At 55.8% G+C, this 16218-nt stretch carries 15 protein-coding genes; 14 read left to right on the top strand and 1 reads right to left on the bottom strand.

All coding sequences use genetic code 11. The annotated features are described in order from the left end of the window. Nucleotides 1-63 precede the first annotated feature (63 nt). Nucleotides 64-1044 (bottom strand): GlxA family transcriptional regulator, encoded by a 981-nt coding sequence (locus O1721_RS16885; RefSeq protein ID WP_032648564.1) that lies wholly within the window; start codon nt 1042-1044, stop codon nt 64-66. An 848-nt stretch (nt 1045-1892) separates the two neighbouring features. On the opposite strand from O1721_RS16885, the gene O1721_RS16880 reads away from it, so the two are divergent. The 14 genes from O1721_RS16880 (at nt 1893) to O1721_RS16815 (ending at nt 16161) form a co-directional block, all read left to right on the top strand. Next, nucleotides 1893-2387 carry a hypothetical protein gene (locus O1721_RS16880; RefSeq protein WP_006810964.1) on the top strand — a complete coding sequence of 165 codons (495 nt, stop codon included), beginning with the start codon at nt 1893-1895 and terminating at the stop codon, nt 2385-2387. A 23-nt stretch (nt 2388-2410) separates the two neighbouring features. Then, a complete protein-coding gene (gene tssJ / locus O1721_RS16875; RefSeq protein WP_022648418.1) occupies nt 2411-2914 on the top strand; it encodes a type VI secretion system lipoprotein TssJ in 504 nt (167 codons plus the stop codon). A 28-nt stretch (nt 2915-2942) separates the two neighbouring features. Continuing rightward, nucleotides 2943-4286 carry a type VI secretion system baseplate subunit TssK gene (tssK, locus tag O1721_RS16870; RefSeq protein ID WP_015570328.1) on the top strand — a complete coding sequence of 448 codons (1344 nt, stop codon included), beginning with the start codon at nt 2943-2945 and terminating at the stop codon, nt 4284-4286. A 17-nt stretch (nt 4287-4303) separates the two neighbouring features. Beyond that, complete coding sequence (locus tag O1721_RS16865; RefSeq protein WP_003859963.1) at nt 4304-5542, top strand: DotU family type VI secretion system protein; 1239 nt, start codon at nt 4304-4306, stop codon at nt 5540-5542. Between the two features lie 2 nt (nt 5543-5544). Continuing rightward, nucleotides 5545-9165, top strand: a complete 3621-nt coding sequence (gene tssM, locus O1721_RS16860) for a type VI secretion system membrane subunit TssM (protein WP_032648562.1) — start codon at nt 5545-5547, stop codon at nt 9163-9165. Between the two features lie 16 nt (nt 9166-9181). Next, on the top strand, nt 9182-9898 hold the full coding sequence (gene tagF / locus O1721_RS16855; RefSeq protein ID WP_015570330.1) for a type VI secretion system-associated protein TagF: 717 nt from the start codon (nt 9182-9184) through the stop codon (nt 9896-9898). A gap of 11 nt (nt 9899-9909) precedes the next feature. Then, nucleotides 9910-10926: a type VI secretion system protein TssA gene (tssA, locus tag O1721_RS16850; RefSeq protein WP_015570331.1), complete on the top strand. Its 1017-nt coding sequence runs from the start codon at nt 9910-9912 to the stop codon at nt 10924-10926. A gap of 75 nt (nt 10927-11001) precedes the next feature. Then, the gene (gene tssB, locus O1721_RS16845; protein WP_008502644.1) at nt 11002-11526 is read left to right on the top strand and encodes a type VI secretion system contractile sheath small subunit; all 525 of its coding nucleotides are present in this window, start codon (nt 11002-11004) and stop codon (nt 11524-11526) included. A gap of 3 nt (nt 11527-11529) precedes the next feature. Further along, nucleotides 11530-13029: a type VI secretion system contractile sheath large subunit gene (gene tssC / locus O1721_RS16840; RefSeq protein ID WP_006810956.1), complete on the top strand. Its 1500-nt coding sequence runs from the start codon at nt 11530-11532 to the stop codon at nt 13027-13029. 65 nt (nt 13030-13094) lie between these two features. Further along, complete coding sequence (locus O1721_RS16835; RefSeq protein WP_017384301.1) at nt 13095-13601, top strand: type VI secretion system amidase effector protein Tae4; 507 nt, start codon at nt 13095-13097, stop codon at nt 13599-13601. Continuing rightward, complete coding sequence (locus O1721_RS16830) at nt 13598-14023, top strand: T6SS amidase immunity protein Tai4 family protein (protein ID WP_017693279.1); 426 nt, start codon at nt 13598-13600, stop codon at nt 14021-14023. The genes O1721_RS16835 and O1721_RS16830 overlap by 4 nt, the downstream gene beginning before the upstream one ends. 180 nt (nt 14024-14203) lie before the next feature. Continuing rightward, nucleotides 14204-14686 (top strand): Hcp family type VI secretion system effector, encoded by a 483-nt coding sequence (locus O1721_RS16825; protein WP_014884229.1) that lies wholly within the window; start codon nt 14204-14206, stop codon nt 14684-14686. Between the two features lie 75 nt (nt 14687-14761). Beyond that, complete coding sequence (locus O1721_RS16820; RefSeq protein ID WP_015570333.1) at nt 14762-15751, top strand: hypothetical protein; 990 nt, start codon at nt 14762-14764, stop codon at nt 15749-15751. Beyond that, nucleotides 15745-16161 (top strand): hypothetical protein, encoded by a 417-nt coding sequence (locus O1721_RS16815; RefSeq protein WP_015570334.1) that lies wholly within the window; start codon nt 15745-15747, stop codon nt 16159-16161. Before O1721_RS16820 ends, O1721_RS16815 begins: the two co-directional genes overlap by 7 nt. Nucleotides 16162-16218 lie beyond the last annotated feature (57 nt).

Below are 16218 nucleotides of genomic sequence, written 5' to 3'. Positions count from 1 at the left end.
TGTGTTGTCTGGAGTTACTGTAGGCGTCAGGTCGGATGGCGTAAATGACAAAAAAGGATCAGATTACGCCATTCTGCGGCAGTGGAAGCGCTGGCGATATTCGCCCGGCGTGAGATGAAGCTGCTTTTCAAAAACGCGGCGCAGGTTGATGCTGGTACCAAACCCGCTTTTTTCGGCAATGACCTCAAGCGGATCCTGGGTCTGCTCCAGAAGCTGTCGGGCGGCGGCCAGGCGCGCTTCGGTGACATAACGGGCCGGAGGCACGCCCACGTCACGCGTAAACACGCGGGTAAAATTGCGCGGGCTCATGGCGACCCGTTCGGCCAGCCTTTCGACGCACAAATCTGCGGTGAGGTTTTGCAGGATCCAGCTTTGCAGTTCGCTGACCGGTCCGCTCGCGCCGGACTGCTCCAGATTATAGCGGCTGAACTGTAGCTGGCCGCCAGGCCGACGCAGGTACATCACCATATCCTGCGCCACGTTGCGGGCGAGGGTGAAGCCGTAATCATCCTCCACCAGCGCCAGCGTCAGGTCAAACCCGGAGCTGACGCCGCCGGACGTCCAGACGGGGCCATCCTGAACATAGAGCGGGCCGCCCTCAACGTTGACCGCAGGATAGCGGGTTTTCAGGGTTTCCAGCAGCCGCCAGTGGGTCGTTGCCCGGCGCCCGTCGAGCAGTCCGGCCTGTGCCAGCAGCAGGGCCCCGCCGCAGACAGAGGCGACGCGGCGCGCATGCGGCGCGGCCAGGTGCAGCCAGTCCACCACGGCGGTGCTCTCCTGCTCATTCATGCCGCGACCGGTAATGATGATCGTGTCCAGCGGCTCGCGCGGATCCAGCTCCGGCAGGCGATAGTCCGCCAGCAGGTTTAAGCCGGACTGGCCGTGGATCACCAGGTGAGGCTGGGTGGTGGCGATAATGATGCGGTAGCGGGGCTGCTCAAGGCCGTCCGGGTGCAGCCGGTTGGCCTGCATCAGAATGTCGGCGATACCGGCGGCCTCAAACAACATGCCACCATCGGGAACGATAATCAGGATCTTCTTCATGTCCTGAAAAGTACCTTTATCACAAAATAAGTCAAGCGGCAGGCGAACATTGTAGAAGAGACAAATGAGGCGTGCCGGGTGAAAGAGTAGAACGGCAGATGTTGGGAAGAAGTAAAATAAATATGTAGTAACGGTAAAACTTCTTGCGTGAGGTTCACTGTCAGCGCCGCTGAACCCCCCCAGTTTATGGGCTGCAAGGGAGCGCGCTGAACGATGAGAGAGCAAAAAGATGTAGCCGGGCTTAATTGTTTAGGTGCAAAAAATAACCCCAAAGGGGAATTTTGCTCAGGTTATTTCGGATCGCGAAATTAAATTTCTGCCATTTTCTTAGCCGCCATTTGTTTATGCGGGACGCTCGTGCACAATAAAAGTTATCTTCTGAATGCAACAATGAAAATATCCCAGATATATCCCGCAGCGCACAGAAAAAATGAAATTCTACTAATTATGGTAGTGGAGATAATAAGGGGTTACGTTAATGATAGTGGTTCTCTTTTTCCTGTTTAGCCATTAATTTTCATAGAGTTATGCTCGAAATCTGTCTAAGAAAAAGACGATTTTACCTAAGTGCGCATTTTTTATGAGATTAATCCTATAATGCATTGGGCGTATCATTAAACGCCATTAAGCAGGTGGGAAATATTGAATTGATGACAAGCTCATGTAAACTTGTCTACCGTTTGTCAAAATATGTCAGGAGCATGCTGGGCCCATTTCTGTCGGGTTCGTGCGGTAGCTATGCCTTAAAATAGTTACCTGCTGAAAATATTCCGACTATTTTAACAATAGCACCTAAGTCAAATTTTATCCCCTCTCTTCATCCTCTAAATATCGCTACGGAAAAGCATATGAAACTGCGCGTATTGTTATCACTTCTGTTTGTTATGGCGGTGGCGGGCTGTAAGGCGCCGCAGAAACCAGCGATCACCGATGATACGATTGTGACCAGCCAGGTGAATGGCATCACGCTGACGCACCGTCACGCTGTTACCCCTCCGGCGGAGTTCACTCAGGTGAATGAACCGTACCGTGCCATGTACCCGGCATCCCTGATGAGCCGTCCTGACTACGGCGGAAAAGTGATCCGTACGCTTGAGACCGGCAAAACTTACGTTGTGCTGGGGCAGGTTGAACATTTCTGGATGGCGCTGGCCGATGAAGGGAGTGAACAGCTGATTGGTTACGTGCCGATGCGTGCAGTGATCAAGGCTGACCAGTACGAAGCCACCGTGCGTAAACAGGCACTGCGCCCGAAAGCGCGTAAGAAAACCACCTGTGTTGATGTCGATGGCAACAGCAAAGCCTGCAAAGACAGCGCGAACGGTACCTGGATCCTGAACTAAACGGGTTTCACGAGCATATTTTTATGAATAATAAAAATTTTCATCGGATGTGGTTCCCTTTTTTTGCGTTGATTCTCGCGCTGATCGGTGGTTGTACGTCGTCTTCACACAGCGACCCCTCCCGCTACAATCTTCAGTTTCAGGCTCATCCTCAAATCAATGATTCTGCACCGCTTAAGGTCAGAGTGTTGCTGCTGAAATCCGATGCGGATTTCATGTCCAGTGACTTCTACTCCTTACAGAACAACGCGTCAGCCACGCTTGGCGCGAATCTGCTGAACAGCGATGTGTTCTTCCTGATGCCGGGCCAGCTTTCGAAAACCCTGAGCGGACAAAGCTCACCGGAAGCGCGCTATATCGGCGTGATGGCGGAATACCAGGCGCTGGACGGCAAAAAATGGCGCGTCTCACTTCCTTTGCCTGTTCCCGGCGAAAACGCGATTTACCAGTTCTGGAAATGGTCCGCAGATGAACTCCAGGCCAGCGTCTTTCTTGACGTAAATGGTATCCGGGTCATCAGCCAGTAACGCCCTTCATAACAGGAAAGAGATCATCATGACGAAAGCAGAAAAGGTCGTCTGGACCGAGGGCATGTTCCTGCGTCCCCACCATTTTCAGCGGACAGAAAGTTACCTCCTCAACCACGTTCGTGAGTGGGGGGCCTTGCAGCGATCGTATCTCTGGGGCTTTCTCGACCTTGAGCTGGATGAAGCGATGCTACGCCAGGGCTGTATTGCCCTGAGCTACTGTAGCGGTTTGCTGCCTGACGGCACCTTTTTCCAGGTTCGCAGCGACCGCAACGGTCCGGCTCCGCTAAAAATCCCCGATAATCTCACCAATGAAAAGGTGGTGCTTGCGCTGCCGGTTCGTCGCGGTGGCCGTGAAGAGGTGATTTTCAGCGAGGAGCAGTCTTCTCTGGCGCGTTTTATTACCTTTGAACAAGAGGTGGAAGACGACAACGCCATGTCGGTTGGGGAGGCGACGGTCCAGTTTGGCCGCCTGCGTCTGACCCTGATGCTGGAGAAAGATCTGACGGCAGAATGGACCGCCATCGGCGTGGCGTACGTCACCGAAAAGCGCAACGACAACCACGTGCGGCTGGATAACAGCTACATTCCGCCAATGCTGAACGCCAATAACAGCCCGCAGCTGTACGGTATGATCAATGACCTGCACGGCTTGCTGGTGCAGCGTAGCCAGCAGATCGGCGGTCGACTGCGCCAGCCGGGGCGTTTCAATACGTCCGAGATGGTTGAGTTCACGCTTCTCTCGCTGATCAACCGCCACCTTGGCGACGTCTCACATTTAAAAACGCTGCCGTTGCTTCACCCTGAAGCGCTCTGGCGCAGCTGGCTGCCGTTTGCCACGGAGCTCGCCACCTGGACGCCGCAGCGTACCGCAGAGAGCATACTGCCGGTATACGACCATGACGATCTCGCCGTTTGCTTCAGCAAACTGATGCTGATGCTGCGTCAGGGGCTGTCGCTGGTCATGGAAGATCATGCCATCCAGCTGCCGTTGCACGAACGCTCCCACGGGCTGAACATCGCCACCGTGCCGGAGACCAGCATGGTCCGCGAATTTGGCTTCGTGCTGGCGGTAAAAGCCAATGTCCCCGGCGAACACCTGCAAACCCATTTCCCTGCCCAGATGAAGGTTGCGCCAGTGTCGAAAATTCGCGATCTGGTCCAGCTCCAGCTGCCGGGCATCATGCTTCGGGCAATGCCCGTCGCGCCGCCGCAGATCCCGTGGCATGCAGGCTACAGCTATTTCGAGCTCGAGAGGGGCAGCGAACTGTGGCACGAGATGGACAAGTCCGGGGCATTCGCGCTGCATCTCGCAGGGGAATTCCCGGGTCTCGATATGGAGTTCTGGGCCATCCGTAGCCCGACAGAATAATAAAGCGAGCGCTTAATATGCAGGAACGACAGGATACCGGCAGTGATGCCGTGTTTACCGGAGCCAGTGGGAACAATCAGCTGGTGGCGGCCGCCAATCCGCTGCTCAATGCGATTCCGCAAATCCGTCATTCGGTTTCCCACGACGATCAGGTCGGGCTGCGCCAGCGCCTGATTGACGAAATTCGCCGTTTCGAAGTGCGATGCCAGCAGGCGGGCTTACCGTATGAAGTGATTGTCGGCGCGCGCTACTGCCTCTGCACGGCGCTGGACGAAGCCGCCGCGCTGACCCCGTGGGGAAGCAGCGGCGTCTGGTCAAGCAATGGTCTGTTGGTGACGTTTCATAACGAAACCTGGGGCGGTGAGAAGTTTTTCCAGCTGCTGGCGCGTCTGTCGCAGAATCCGCGCGAACACATTCTGCTGCTGGAGATGATCAACTACTGTCTGCTGCTCGGCTTTGAAGGCCGCTACCGCGTGCTGGACAATGGCCGGACCCAGCTTGAAACCATTAAACAGCGCCTGTGGCAGATGATCCGTGGCGTGCGCGGCAGCTACCCGCCGCCGCTCTCGCCGCACCCGGAAGATCGCCCCGTTCTGCGCAAGCTCTGGCGGCCGATGATCCCTCTTTGGGCGTGCGTGGCGCTGGTCGGCTTTATCGCCTGCCTGTTCTATATCGTGCTGAACTGGCGTCTGGGTGATAACACCAGCCCGGTGCTGGCGAAAATTTACCAGTCCCAACTGCCGGAAACCACGATCCAGCAGCCTGCGCGTCAGCTGCCGGCGGTGCTGAACCTGCGCGGCTTCCTGAAACCAGAAATTGATGCCGGTCTGGTGGCCGTTAAGGATGAGGCGGATCGCAGCGTGGTGATCCTGAAAGGGGACGGACTCTTTGCCTCGGCCTCAACGGTGGTGCGCGATCGCTATGAGCCGGTCATCGACCGCATCGCCCAGGCGATGAATAACGTCAGCGGCAAAATTCTGGTGGTGGGGTACAGCGACAATGTGCCGATCCGCAGCGCACGCTTCGCTTCTAACTATGAACTCTCGCTTGAGCGCGCCCGTTCGGTGCAAAAACAGCTCCAGGGTAGCCTCTCACAGCCTGAGCGCGTCAAAGCCGAAGGGCGGGGTGAGATCAACCCGGTAGCGCCTAACACCACGCCTGAAAATCGCGCCCGTAACCGCCGCGTAGAGATTACGCTGCTGGTATCGCCTGACAATACCCAGGCCGAGCTGAACGGATTGCCGCAAGGAAACTAAGGATGCTGACAACTCTACTTTCTATACTGACCAATCGCATTCTGTGGAGCTTCCTGGGCGTAACGGCGCTCGCGGCGGTCATCTGGATGATTGGCCCGCTGTTGTCCATCGTGGATACCCGGCCCCTTGAATCAGAGCAGAACCGCGTCATCAGCATTGCGGTGGTCTACCTGATTTGGGCCCAGAGCCACATTCTGCCGCGGCTGTATAACGCCTGGCTGAACCGTAAGCTGATGGACAAGCTCAACGAAAATACCACCAGCCCGGAGGCGGCCGATCCGCAGAAACGTCTGAACAGCGAGGAGCAGATCCTTGCCGGGCGTTTCGATGAAGCCGCCCAGATGCTGAAAAAAGCCCACTTCAGCAAAGCGGGACATGGCGCGCAGTGGACGCAGCGCTTCAGCACACAGTACCTCTATCAGCTGCCGTGGTACGTCATTATTGGCGCGCCGGGTTCAGGTAAAACCACCGCGCTGGCCAACTCCGGGCTGCAATTCCCGCTGGCGGATCGCTTCGGTAAAACCGCGCTGCGCGGCATTGGCGGCACGCGCAACTGTGACTGGTGGTTTACCAACGAGGCGGTTCTGCTGGATACCGCGGGGCGCTACACCACTCAGGAAAGCGAGCAGGTTCAGGACGCCGGGGAGTGGCTGGAATTTATCAACCTGCTGCGTAAATACCGCCGTCGCCAGCCCATTAACGGCGTGATTATCACCATCAGCATTTCCGACCTGCTTTCGCAGTCCGCTGAGGCCTCGCGCCAGCAGGCGGTCAACCTGCGCCAGCGTCTCTCCGAGCTGCATGAACAGCTGGGTATTCGCTTCCCGGTGTATGTGATGGTGACCAAAGCGGACCTGCTTAAAGGCTTCCGCGCCTGGTTTGCGGATTACGACAAAGCCCAGCGCGACCAGATCTGGGGCTTTACGCTGCCGTGGGAGCAGACCAAACACGCTGATTACGACCTGATGGGCAACTTCCAGCAGGAATTTTCCCTGCTGCAACAGCGTCTGGATGCTGGCCTTCCGGAAACCATGCTCAAAGAGCATGACGCCAAAACCCGTGCGGAAGCCTATCTCTTCCCGCAGGAGTTCGCCGCGCTGCGTCCGCTGCTGGCAGACTACCTGAGCACGGTCTTTGCCCGTTCAAACTTCGAAACCGAATTTTCGCCGCGCGGCATCTACTTTGCCAGTGGCACTCAGGAAGGGATGCCGTTTGACCGCGTGATGGGCGAGCTGAACCGCGCGCTCTCCTTACCTGAAGGGGGGGAAAGCACGCGCTGGGATTCGGTGAGCAAAGAGGCGCCGATCCCGGGCGCGAAGGGCCAAAGCTTCTTCATTAAAAACCTGCTGCAAAACGTCATTTTCCAGGAAGCGGGCATCGCCGGGGAAAACCGCTGGTGGGAGCTACGCAACCGCGCGGTGATGTGGTCCGGCTACGCGGCGCTGCTCGCTCTGCTGGTGATCCTGGGTGGCCTGTGGCTGACCAGCTACGCCAAGAATAAAGCCTATCTGGAAGAGGTGGATGCAAAAGTGCCGATGCTGGAGCAGCAGAGCAAGGCGCTGCAAAACCAGCCCCAGCGCGATCTGTTTGTGCTTCTGCCGCTGCTTAACAGCCTGGTGGATCTGCCGAAAAGCAATGCCTTCGACGTTAACGACCCGCCGGTTTCCCGCCGTATGGGGCTTTATCGCGGGGATGACGTCAGCGATGCCTCGCAGTCTTTGTATCAGAAGGCGCTGGATCAGATGCTGCTGCCCGCCGTGGCAATGCACATTACCACCTGGCTGCGCAACGACAACGGCAGCGACGTGGAGTACAGCTATGAGGCGCTGAAAGCCTATCAGATGCTCTACCAGCCGAAGCACTATGACGGCAAATTCCTGCACTCGTGGGTGATGCTCAACCTGCAACGCAACCTGCCGCAGAACGTGACGCAGGCGCAGCTTCAGGAGCTGGAATGGCACCTGACCCAGCTGCTGGAGCCAAAAATTCAGGCTTCACCGTATGCGCAGGATGAGGATCTGGTGGCACGTGAAAGGGCGCTTATCAACCAGCAGCCGCTCTCAACACGCGTATATGGCCGCCTGAAACGTCTGCTGGAGCATGATGAGAACCTGAAGCCGGTTTCGCTTTCAGATCTCGGCGGCCCGCAGAGCGAGCTGGTGTTTTCCCGTAAAAGCGGCAAGCCGGTGAGTGAGGGCGTACCGGGCCTCTATACGCCGGACGGCTACTGGAAGAGCTTCAACGACCAGATCGACAGCGTGACCACCGCCCTGCACGAGGACGACGCCTGGGTACTGGGAGCAACCACCGCCCAGGAAGATAAACAGCAGATCGATAACGCCGTGCGCCAGCTCTACATGCGCGACTTTATCGTCAACTGGGATCGCTTTCTCGCTGACATTCAGCTCAACAACAGCGCCGATCTTTCCCAGCGCATTAACACCGCGCGCCTGCTTTCAGGCACCAACTCGCCGCTGCGCCGTCTGGTGCTTAACCTGAGCAAGGTGCTGACCCTGTCGCGCACTGCGCCAGCGCCGGAAGATGCGCAGAAAGCGGAAGACCAAAGCAACCGCGCCACCCGCACGCTGGAAGCGCTGTTCAGCAACGGTGACAACGCCCCGACGCAGGGCGCGGTTGTGACGCAGGCGCCTGAACAACTGGTGACTGACCACTATGCGCCGATGATTGAGCTGGCGCAGCCGCTGGAGAAGGGTGGCAAGACCATCGTCTTTGACGATTTTCTTAAGCAGGTTGACGAGCTTTATCGCTACCTGACCGCCGTTCAGGATGCGGCAAACAGCGGTATGCCCGCGCCGGGCGGCGATGCAATCAGCCGCCTGCAAGCCAGCGCGGGACGTCTGCCGGGCGGGCTGCAAACCATGTTCAGCAATATGGCCGTCGGCGCCAGCAGCGACACCCAGCGTCGCGATCTGGAGAACGTGCGTAAGCGCATTAACGTGGAAGTGGGTGGGTTCTGCCGTCAGGCGATTGCCGGGCGTTATCCACTGGTGCGCAGCGCCAGCACCGAGGTGACGCCGGACGATCTCGCCCGCATGTTCGCGCCGGGCACCGGACTGATGGACACCTTTTTCCGCGACAACCTGACCAACAAGGTGGACACCACCCAGGCGAACTGGCGCTTTATGCCGGGCATCGACGGTAAAACGCTGCCGGGCAGCGAAGGGCTGTTGCGTCCGTTCCAGCAGGCGCAGTCTGTCCGCGATGCCTTCTTCGCCAACGGCGCGACCACGCCATCCTTCAGGGTGACGGTGCGCACCGTGCGGATGGACAACACCATTCTGAACCTGACGCTGGACGTGGACGGCCAGCTGCTGCGCTACAGCCACGGTCCGCAGGCGGTGCAGATCATGACCTGGCCGGGGCCGGGCGGGACGAACCAGGTGCGTATGCAGCTCGGTCTGGCCAATGGCAGCACCGCAACGCTGGTAACTAACGGTTCCTGGGCGCTCAACCGCTTTTTCGACAAGGCGCGCACCAGCCCTGGCGCGGGTAGCCTGAGCCGTCAGGCGACCTTCAACGTCGACGGACATCAGGTCACGCTGGAGTTTGCCCCGAACAGCATCCGCAACCCGTTCCAGCTTCCCCGTTTCACATGCCCATAACCGCAAGGACAGCCGTATGACGAATACCCCTGCGATGAACCGTTATAGCTGGTATGGCAAATTACCCAGCGCCGGAGATTTTTTGCAGCGTCGCTTTCCGGATACCCTGCAACGCCAGTGGTCGCACTGGTTCCAGGTCGGCCTGCTGGCCTGGCAACAGGAAGAGCAGCGCAGCGGCGAGCGCCCGTTTTCAAAAGCCCCGGTGTGGAACTTTGTCGTCCCGCCGATGCTCGGTAGCCAGATGATTCAGATGGGCTGCCTGCTGCCGGGCCGTGACAGCGTAGGCCGCCACTATCCGGTATGCCTGCAACTGAGCTTCACCCCCGCCGAGTGGTCATCCCGCCTGCTCGGGCAGGCTGAAAGCTGGTACCAGCAGCTTGGCCGTCTGGGGCTGCACGCGGTGCGTAACAGCTATTCTGCCTCCCAGCTGGATGAAATGCTGATGACCATCCCGGCGCCCCAGCCGGTTGAGCCGCAAAAGCGTTCCGACATTCTCGACGTGATTGGCTATGACGACGATGGTCAGAGCACGCTGGGCTGGCCGCAGGCGGCGGAGTGTTTTGATCCGCTGCGCCAGACCAGCTACTGGTGGACAAACCGCTGCGACGGCTATCCGCTGTACACACACGTCCACAGTGGAAACTTCACCGGGCAGCTCTTTACGCTGCTGTTCGATCCGGCAGGCGGCGCCCGTCCGGGCCGCCACGGTCTTTACCCGCCTATGTTTGAATAAGCAGGGATCTTATGAATATCGATGAATTTCTCGCGCCGATAAGCCCCGATAACCCCTGCGGTGAAAACCTGGAGTACGACGCTGATTTCCAGGCCATGGGTCAGGCCAGTCAGGGTAAAGCCGAGCAGCAGTTTGGCGACACCATCATTCCGGCAGAGCCTGCCGACTGGAACACGGTGGAAAAACTCGCCACCAGCCTGCTGGGTCGCACCAAAGATCTTCGCGTCATGCTGGCGTTAACCCATGCCTGGACGCGTCGTCGCGGGCTGGCAGGTTACGCCGACGGGCTACTGCTGGTGCAGGAAGCCCTGTCCCGTTACTGGGAGCAACTTTACCCGCTGCTGGAAGAGTATGGCGAAACCGATCCGTTCTACCGCATCAACGCCCTCGCCGGGCTGAGTGATAAATCTGACCTGACGGTCGCGGTGCGTAACGCCTCACTGCTCCGCTCAAACGGCGATGAGATTTCGCTCCGTGACGCCCAGGCGCTGCTTGACGGCAGTAAAACCGAGTGTCCGGATTATCCGGGCGGTCGTCCACGACTGATCGATGAGCTGGCCCGGGGCGATCAGCCCGGCACCGAAGCGGTAATCGTGATCAACGAACGCCTGCTGGCCATCCGCGAACTGCTTACCGGCTATCTCGGGGAAAGTGGCGTCCCGGAGATGGAACAGCTGTTGAAAACCGTCGGACTGGTTTCCAGCGCCTGTCAGGTGACCGATATCAGCAAGCTGCTGCCGAACCGTGACGCGCAGGCTGAACAGCACGCCGAGCCGCAGCCGGTGGCCGCGTCGCCCGTTCAGCAGGTGACGGACTGGCGCAGCGTGCAGGTGACCAGCCGCGCCGACGCCCAGCTGATGCTGGAAAAAGCGAAACAGTATTTTGCGCAGTACGAACCCAGCCATCCCGCACCGCTGATGATTGAACGGGTGCAGCGGCTGTCTGAACTCAACTTTATGGACATTATTCGCGACCTGGCGCCAGACGGCGTTAACCAACTGGAAAACATCTTTGGACGCCGCGAATGACGCGTCCTGGCATTATGACGACAGGCATGGAGTCTGCCGTTTCACCTTCACCGCGCATCTTTGATGGAGAACATCATGGCAATGAGTAACAGTGGACAGAAATTCATCGCACGCAACCGTGCTCCCCGCGTGCAGATCGAGTACGACGTAGAGATCTACGGCGCAGAACGCAAAATTCAGCTGCCGTTTGTGATGGGCGTTATGGCCGATCTGGTTGGCAAGCCGGTGGAAAATCTGCCAGCCGTCGACGAGCGTAAGTTCCTGGAAATCGACATCGACAACTTCGACGAACGCATGAAGGCGCTGAAGCCGCGCGTGGCGTTCCAGGTGGATAACACCCTGACCGGCGAAGGTAAGCTCAATGTCGATCTGACCTTCGACAGCATGGACGACTTCCTGCCGGACGCGGTGGCCCGCAAAGTAGAGCCGCTGAACAAGCTGCTGGAAGCCCGTACCCAGCTCTCCAACCTGCTGACCTACATGGACGGTAAAAACGGTGCGGAAGAGCTGATCGCGAAAATTCTCCAGGATCCGACGCTGCTCAAATCCCTGAGCCAGTTGCCAAAAAATGACGAAAGTGCGAAAGGTAGCGAGGAATAATCGATGAGCAACCAGACTCAACAACACGATCAGCAGGCGGGCCAGGCGTTCAGCCAGGACGAGTTCAGCGCGCTGCTGAATAAAGAGTTCCGCCCGAAAACCGATCAGGCGCGCTCTGCCGTAGAAAGCGCGGTTAAAACCCTGGCGCAGCAGGCGCTGGAAAACACCGTGACCTTCTCAAACGATACCTACCGCACCATTCAGAACCTGATTGCCGGTATTGACGAGCAGCTTTCACAGCAGGTGAACCAGATTATTCACCACGAGGAGTTCCAGAAGCTGGAGAGCGCCTGGCGCGGGCTGAGCTACCTGGTGAACAATACCGAAACCGACGAGATGCTGAAGATCCGTTTTATGAGCATCTCCAAGCAGGAGCTGGGCCGCACCCTGAAGCGCTACAAGGGCGTGGGCTGGGACCAGAGCCCGATCTTCAAGAAAATCTACGAGCAGGAGTACGGCCAGTTCGGTGGCGAGCCGTTTGGCTGCATCGTGGGCGACTACTACTTCGACCACAGCCCGCAGGACGTTGAGCTGCTGGGCGAGATGGCACGCATCGGCTCTGCGGCCCACTGTCCGTTCATCACCGGCACCGCGCCGGGCGTGATGCAGATGGAGTCCTGGCAGGAGCTGGCTAACCCGCGCGACCTGACCAAAATCTTCCAGAACACCGAATACGCTGCCTGGCGTTCACTGCGTGAATCAGAAGATGCCCGTTATCTGGGCCTGGTGATGCCGCGCTTCCTGTCGCGTCTGCCGTACGGCATTCGCACCAACCCGGTCGACAGCTTTGATTTTGAAGAGCAGACCGACGGCGCGAACCACAACAGCTACTCGTGGGCAAACGCTGCCTATGCGATGGCGGCCAACATCAACCGCTCCTTTAAAGAGTACGGCTGGTGCACCTCGATTCGCGGCGTGGAATCCGGCGGGGCGGTGGAAAACCTGCCGTGCCACACCTTCCCGAGCGATGACGGCGGCGTGGACATGAAGTGCCCGACCGAGATCGCCATCAGCGACCGTCGTGAAGCGGAACTGGCGAAAAACGGCTTTATGCCGCTGGTTCACCGCAAAAACTCCGACTTCGCCGCCTTCATCGGCGCGCAGTCCCTGCAAAAACCGGCCGAGTACCACGACCCGGATGCCACCGCTAACGCGCGCCTGGCCTCCCGTCTGCCGTACCTGTTCGCCTGCTGCCGTTTTGCTCACTACCTGAAGTGCATCGTGCGCGACAAAATCGGCTCCTTCCGCGAGCGCGAAGAGATGGAACGCTGGCTGAACGACTGGGTGATGAACTACGTGGACGGCGACCCGGCGAACTCCTCCCAGGAAACCAAGTCCCGCAAACCGCTGGCGGCTGCGGAAGTGCAGGTGCAGGAAATCGAAGACAACCCGGGCTACTACGCCGCGAAGTTCTTCCTGCGTCCACACTACCAGCTGGAAGGTCTGACCGTTTCCCTGCGTCTGGTATCTAAACTGCCGTCGCTGAAGACGAAGGACGCGTAATGATAATTGCCGCCGGGGGGCCATGCCCGGCGTTAGCTTTATAGTATGGAAATTTGAGAGGAAATATGACCGCGAGACCTTCGTTTGTTGCTGCCTGGGCGGCGGCAACACGTATTTACGATGCAAATGATTCTATCGGCAAAGTTAAGCAAGTTATCGGCGGCAAAGTTAAGCACAATTTCGAAATAGCGCCAGATGAGGGCGGGTGGTCAAATAGTTGTGCCGTACGGATGAGTTATGTTCTTAACTATACCGGGCATCCCGTTCCGCGTATTGCAAATCTCACGGTATCCGGTGCTGATAATAAATGGTACTTCTACCGCGTAAAGGATGTCATTGCCTGGTTGACGCGTCAGTGGGGTAAACCTGACATGATCGTGAGTTATCCTTCCTTACCCGTTGAGCAATTAGCCAACAAAAAGGGCGTCATTCTGTTTGAGGTACAGGGCTGGAGTGACGCCGCAGGTCATGCAACATTCTGGAATGGTTTAACCTGTTCGGATCACTGTTATTTCAATGCGCCGGAGACGAATTACACGACGACCAAAGCTAATTTTTGGGAGTTGCCATGAAAAAAATGATTGCTAGTCTACTGTTGCTCACCAGTTCCGCCTCTGTGTATGCAACTGACGATCCGGTGTCGTTTGTCAAAAAAATGCCTTATAAGCAAGTTGTTAAAGACGTTGTTTTTTCTCGCTGCCTGGCACAAGTTGCAGATGATAAAAGCCAGTTTTCTCTGGATGCAGCCCGTAGCAGTAGCGCATTACTGGAATGGGTGCCTTTCGATATTGAAAATGGCAATGACAAAATTAATGCCCTTATTAATAAATATAAAGGCGCAACCAATGCCTTTCATTCTGAGAGAAAACCCGATGTAAAAGGCGTAACCTTAAACTGCCTGCGTCTTTATCATAGTGACGAACTTAATCAACTTGCTCCTCAATTAATCATCGGAAATCCTGACCGCACCTGGATTCAGGATAATCCACAATAGTATAAGACTTCACATTCTTTCCTTTCGTTCAGGGGGAATGTAAGACTGTCAAATGACACGGGTCGTTTGATATGAGGCAGAGGTAAAATATGGACGGTTTTATTCAGCCCCATGCTTTCCTGTTTGCCATATAAGGGCTTTTTCGAAAGCAATATTGTTCATCCACGAAGAGTAGATATTATGGCTATTGATATGTTTCTGAAGGTCGAGGGTGTTACGGGCGAATCTAAAGATTCTAACCACACCGGCTGGACTGATATTACCTCCTTCTCCTGGGGCGCGTCCCAGCCAGGTAATATGAGCGTTGGCGGTGGCGGCGGTGCCGGTAAAGTGAACTTTAACGATCTGCACGTTAACGCTCTGATCGACAAATCCACTACAGCAATCCTGAAACACTGCGCAAGCGGTAAACACCTGACCAAAGTTGAACTGTCCGTCTGCAAAGCGGGTGGTCAGCAGGTTGAATACACCCGCATCACCCTGGAAGACGTTCTCGTGACTTCCGTTCAGTACACGGGTGCAGACAACGGCGATACCGTTGGCGTGACCTATGCATTCCAGGCTGCGAAAGTGAAACAGCAGTACTGGGAGCAGACCACTGCCGGTGGTAAAGGTGCTGAAAGCAGCGCTGGCTGGAACATCAAAGAAAACAAAGAAGCGTAATTGCGCGCGTGACCGGGGAGTTTTCCCCGGTCATTATTTACAGAGACTTAATTTCGTTTGCAAAGGGATGTCAATATGAGCGTAAAATCAACGGTTGCTCCTGGTTATTGTGTTGTTCAGCAGGCTGGTACGTTAGATTTCCAGGCAAGACTACTGTTCAATAAACCAGACAGTGAAGCGGCACGTTATTTTATGCAAGTGAACAGGGACACACGGTGGTTAAAACCCGGGCAAATATTGATCCTTAATGCTCCGGGTGCTGAAAATGCGGTTCAGCTAAAACAATTACAAAATGCAAAGCAAAAGGTTAATGGAGCATTGGCAGAACTGAATACAGATGAAGCTAATTTCTTTAACAAGCATTTTAGTACCATCGCAGCATTAACTAATTTTATGGATAAATCTCTCGGGGTGGTTGCTGATGCAGGTGAAAGGTACTTTAGCGAAATAGAAAAGAAATTAAAAGCTATCGAACTGGCTTATCAAAATCAATACAGAACGCAAGGCACATTGATCGGGCAGCAGTTTTTTGTTGAAAGGCAAAAACTTTTTTCTGAGCTGGACGTTTTATTAAATAAGCTGTCCAGACTAACGCTGAAACTGAAACCTTATGAAGAAATCAAGCACGCTTTAGGTTTATCAAGCAGGTCAATTGTCCACGAATGGAGTACTGCGGGTGTTGCCTCGATACGAGGGTATTCAACATATGTAGACAATGCTTCAAAAGCTGCCCGTTTTCTGAAAATGGGAGGATGGCTTGCTATCGGCTTCGCTGGTGCAAACACAACCAATGAAGTTTACGATGCCTGTACAGTAGGTAGAGAGCAGAGTTGTTCCAAAGTCGCCGTTAAGAAGTACAGTCAATTTGGCGCCAGTCTTGCGGGCGGGATTTATGGCGGAAAATATGGCGCCATGGCTGGGGCTGGCGTATGTGTTGCATTGGGCGTGGCAACAGGTGGTGTAGGGTTGCTCGCGTGTTCTGTGGTAGGCGCCGCTGCGGGTGGATACATTGGTGGCGAAGTTGCCGGTGGAGCAACTGAATATGTCATGGATAAGCTATGGTGAATTTAGAAAATATTCTTTTATTTCTGATTGTTGTTTTATTTTTACTTGTCGTAATTATGGACTTCATCAGTTCCCGTTATTTTAAAAAACACGAGGCCGAATATAATCAGCTTCTTTCAGAATATAGGCAAAAAGGCTACGATCTCGATCTGGTGACAAATTACGCATCATTTTTTGGTTCGCTGGCGAACTATCAAAAAATAATCTGGTTTGTTCGTCTTCGCAAAGGCGTGAAGATGAAATTTACCAAAGACAGAAATGTTCAGGACGATGCCTATAAATTCGTTCAGGCTTTACCGGAAGAGAGAATCGGCTGGATATTAAAACTGCATCGACGCTATAAAGCTCAGGCCTTACTTTTTACGCTATGGCTGCTTATCGGCATTATTTTCCTGAATGTAGTCAAATAGCTTTAATCAGCCCTTAACCCCCAAACCCCGCCGTTCTCACCCCCGAGAGCGGCAGCG

This window comes from Enterobacter cloacae complex sp. HYC033_NIDB (assembly GCF_056673335.1).
The sequence above is the reverse complement of the archived record's forward strand: the minus strand, read 5'-3'. Positions and strand labels throughout refer to the sequence as shown.

Coding starts and splice junctions, on each gene's coding strand:
- O1721_RS16885 (WP_032648564.1), bottom strand. CDS start 1,044: ATGAAGAAGATCCTGATTATCGTTCCCGATGGTGGCATGTTGTTTGAG.
- O1721_RS16880 (WP_006810964.1), top strand. CDS start 1,893: ATGAAACTGCGCGTATTGTTATCACTTCTGTTTGTTATGGCGGTGGCG.
- tssJ (WP_022648418.1), top strand. CDS start 2,411: ATGAATAATAAAAATTTTCATCGGATGTGGTTCCCTTTTTTTGCGTTG.
- tssK (WP_015570328.1), top strand. CDS start 2,943: ATGACGAAAGCAGAAAAGGTCGTCTGGACCGAGGGCATGTTCCTGCGT.
- O1721_RS16865 (WP_003859963.1), top strand. CDS start 4,304: ATGCAGGAACGACAGGATACCGGCAGTGATGCCGTGTTTACCGGAGCC.
- tssM (WP_032648562.1), top strand. CDS start 5,545: ATGCTGACAACTCTACTTTCTATACTGACCAATCGCATTCTGTGGAGC.
- tagF (WP_015570330.1), top strand. CDS start 9,182: ATGACGAATACCCCTGCGATGAACCGTTATAGCTGGTATGGCAAATTA.
- tssA (WP_015570331.1), top strand. CDS start 9,910: ATGAATATCGATGAATTTCTCGCGCCGATAAGCCCCGATAACCCCTGC.
- tssB (WP_008502644.1), top strand. CDS start 11,002: ATGGCAATGAGTAACAGTGGACAGAAATTCATCGCACGCAACCGTGCT.
- tssC (WP_006810956.1), top strand. CDS start 11,530: ATGAGCAACCAGACTCAACAACACGATCAGCAGGCGGGCCAGGCGTTC.
- O1721_RS16835 (WP_017384301.1), top strand. CDS start 13,095: ATGACCGCGAGACCTTCGTTTGTTGCTGCCTGGGCGGCGGCAACACGT.
- O1721_RS16830 (WP_017693279.1), top strand. CDS start 13,598: ATGAAAAAAATGATTGCTAGTCTACTGTTGCTCACCAGTTCCGCCTCT.
- O1721_RS16825 (WP_014884229.1), top strand. CDS start 14,204: ATGGCTATTGATATGTTTCTGAAGGTCGAGGGTGTTACGGGCGAATCT.
- O1721_RS16820 (WP_015570333.1), top strand. CDS start 14,762: ATGAGCGTAAAATCAACGGTTGCTCCTGGTTATTGTGTTGTTCAGCAG.
- O1721_RS16815 (WP_015570334.1), top strand. CDS start 15,745: ATGGTGAATTTAGAAAATATTCTTTTATTTCTGATTGTTGTTTTATTT.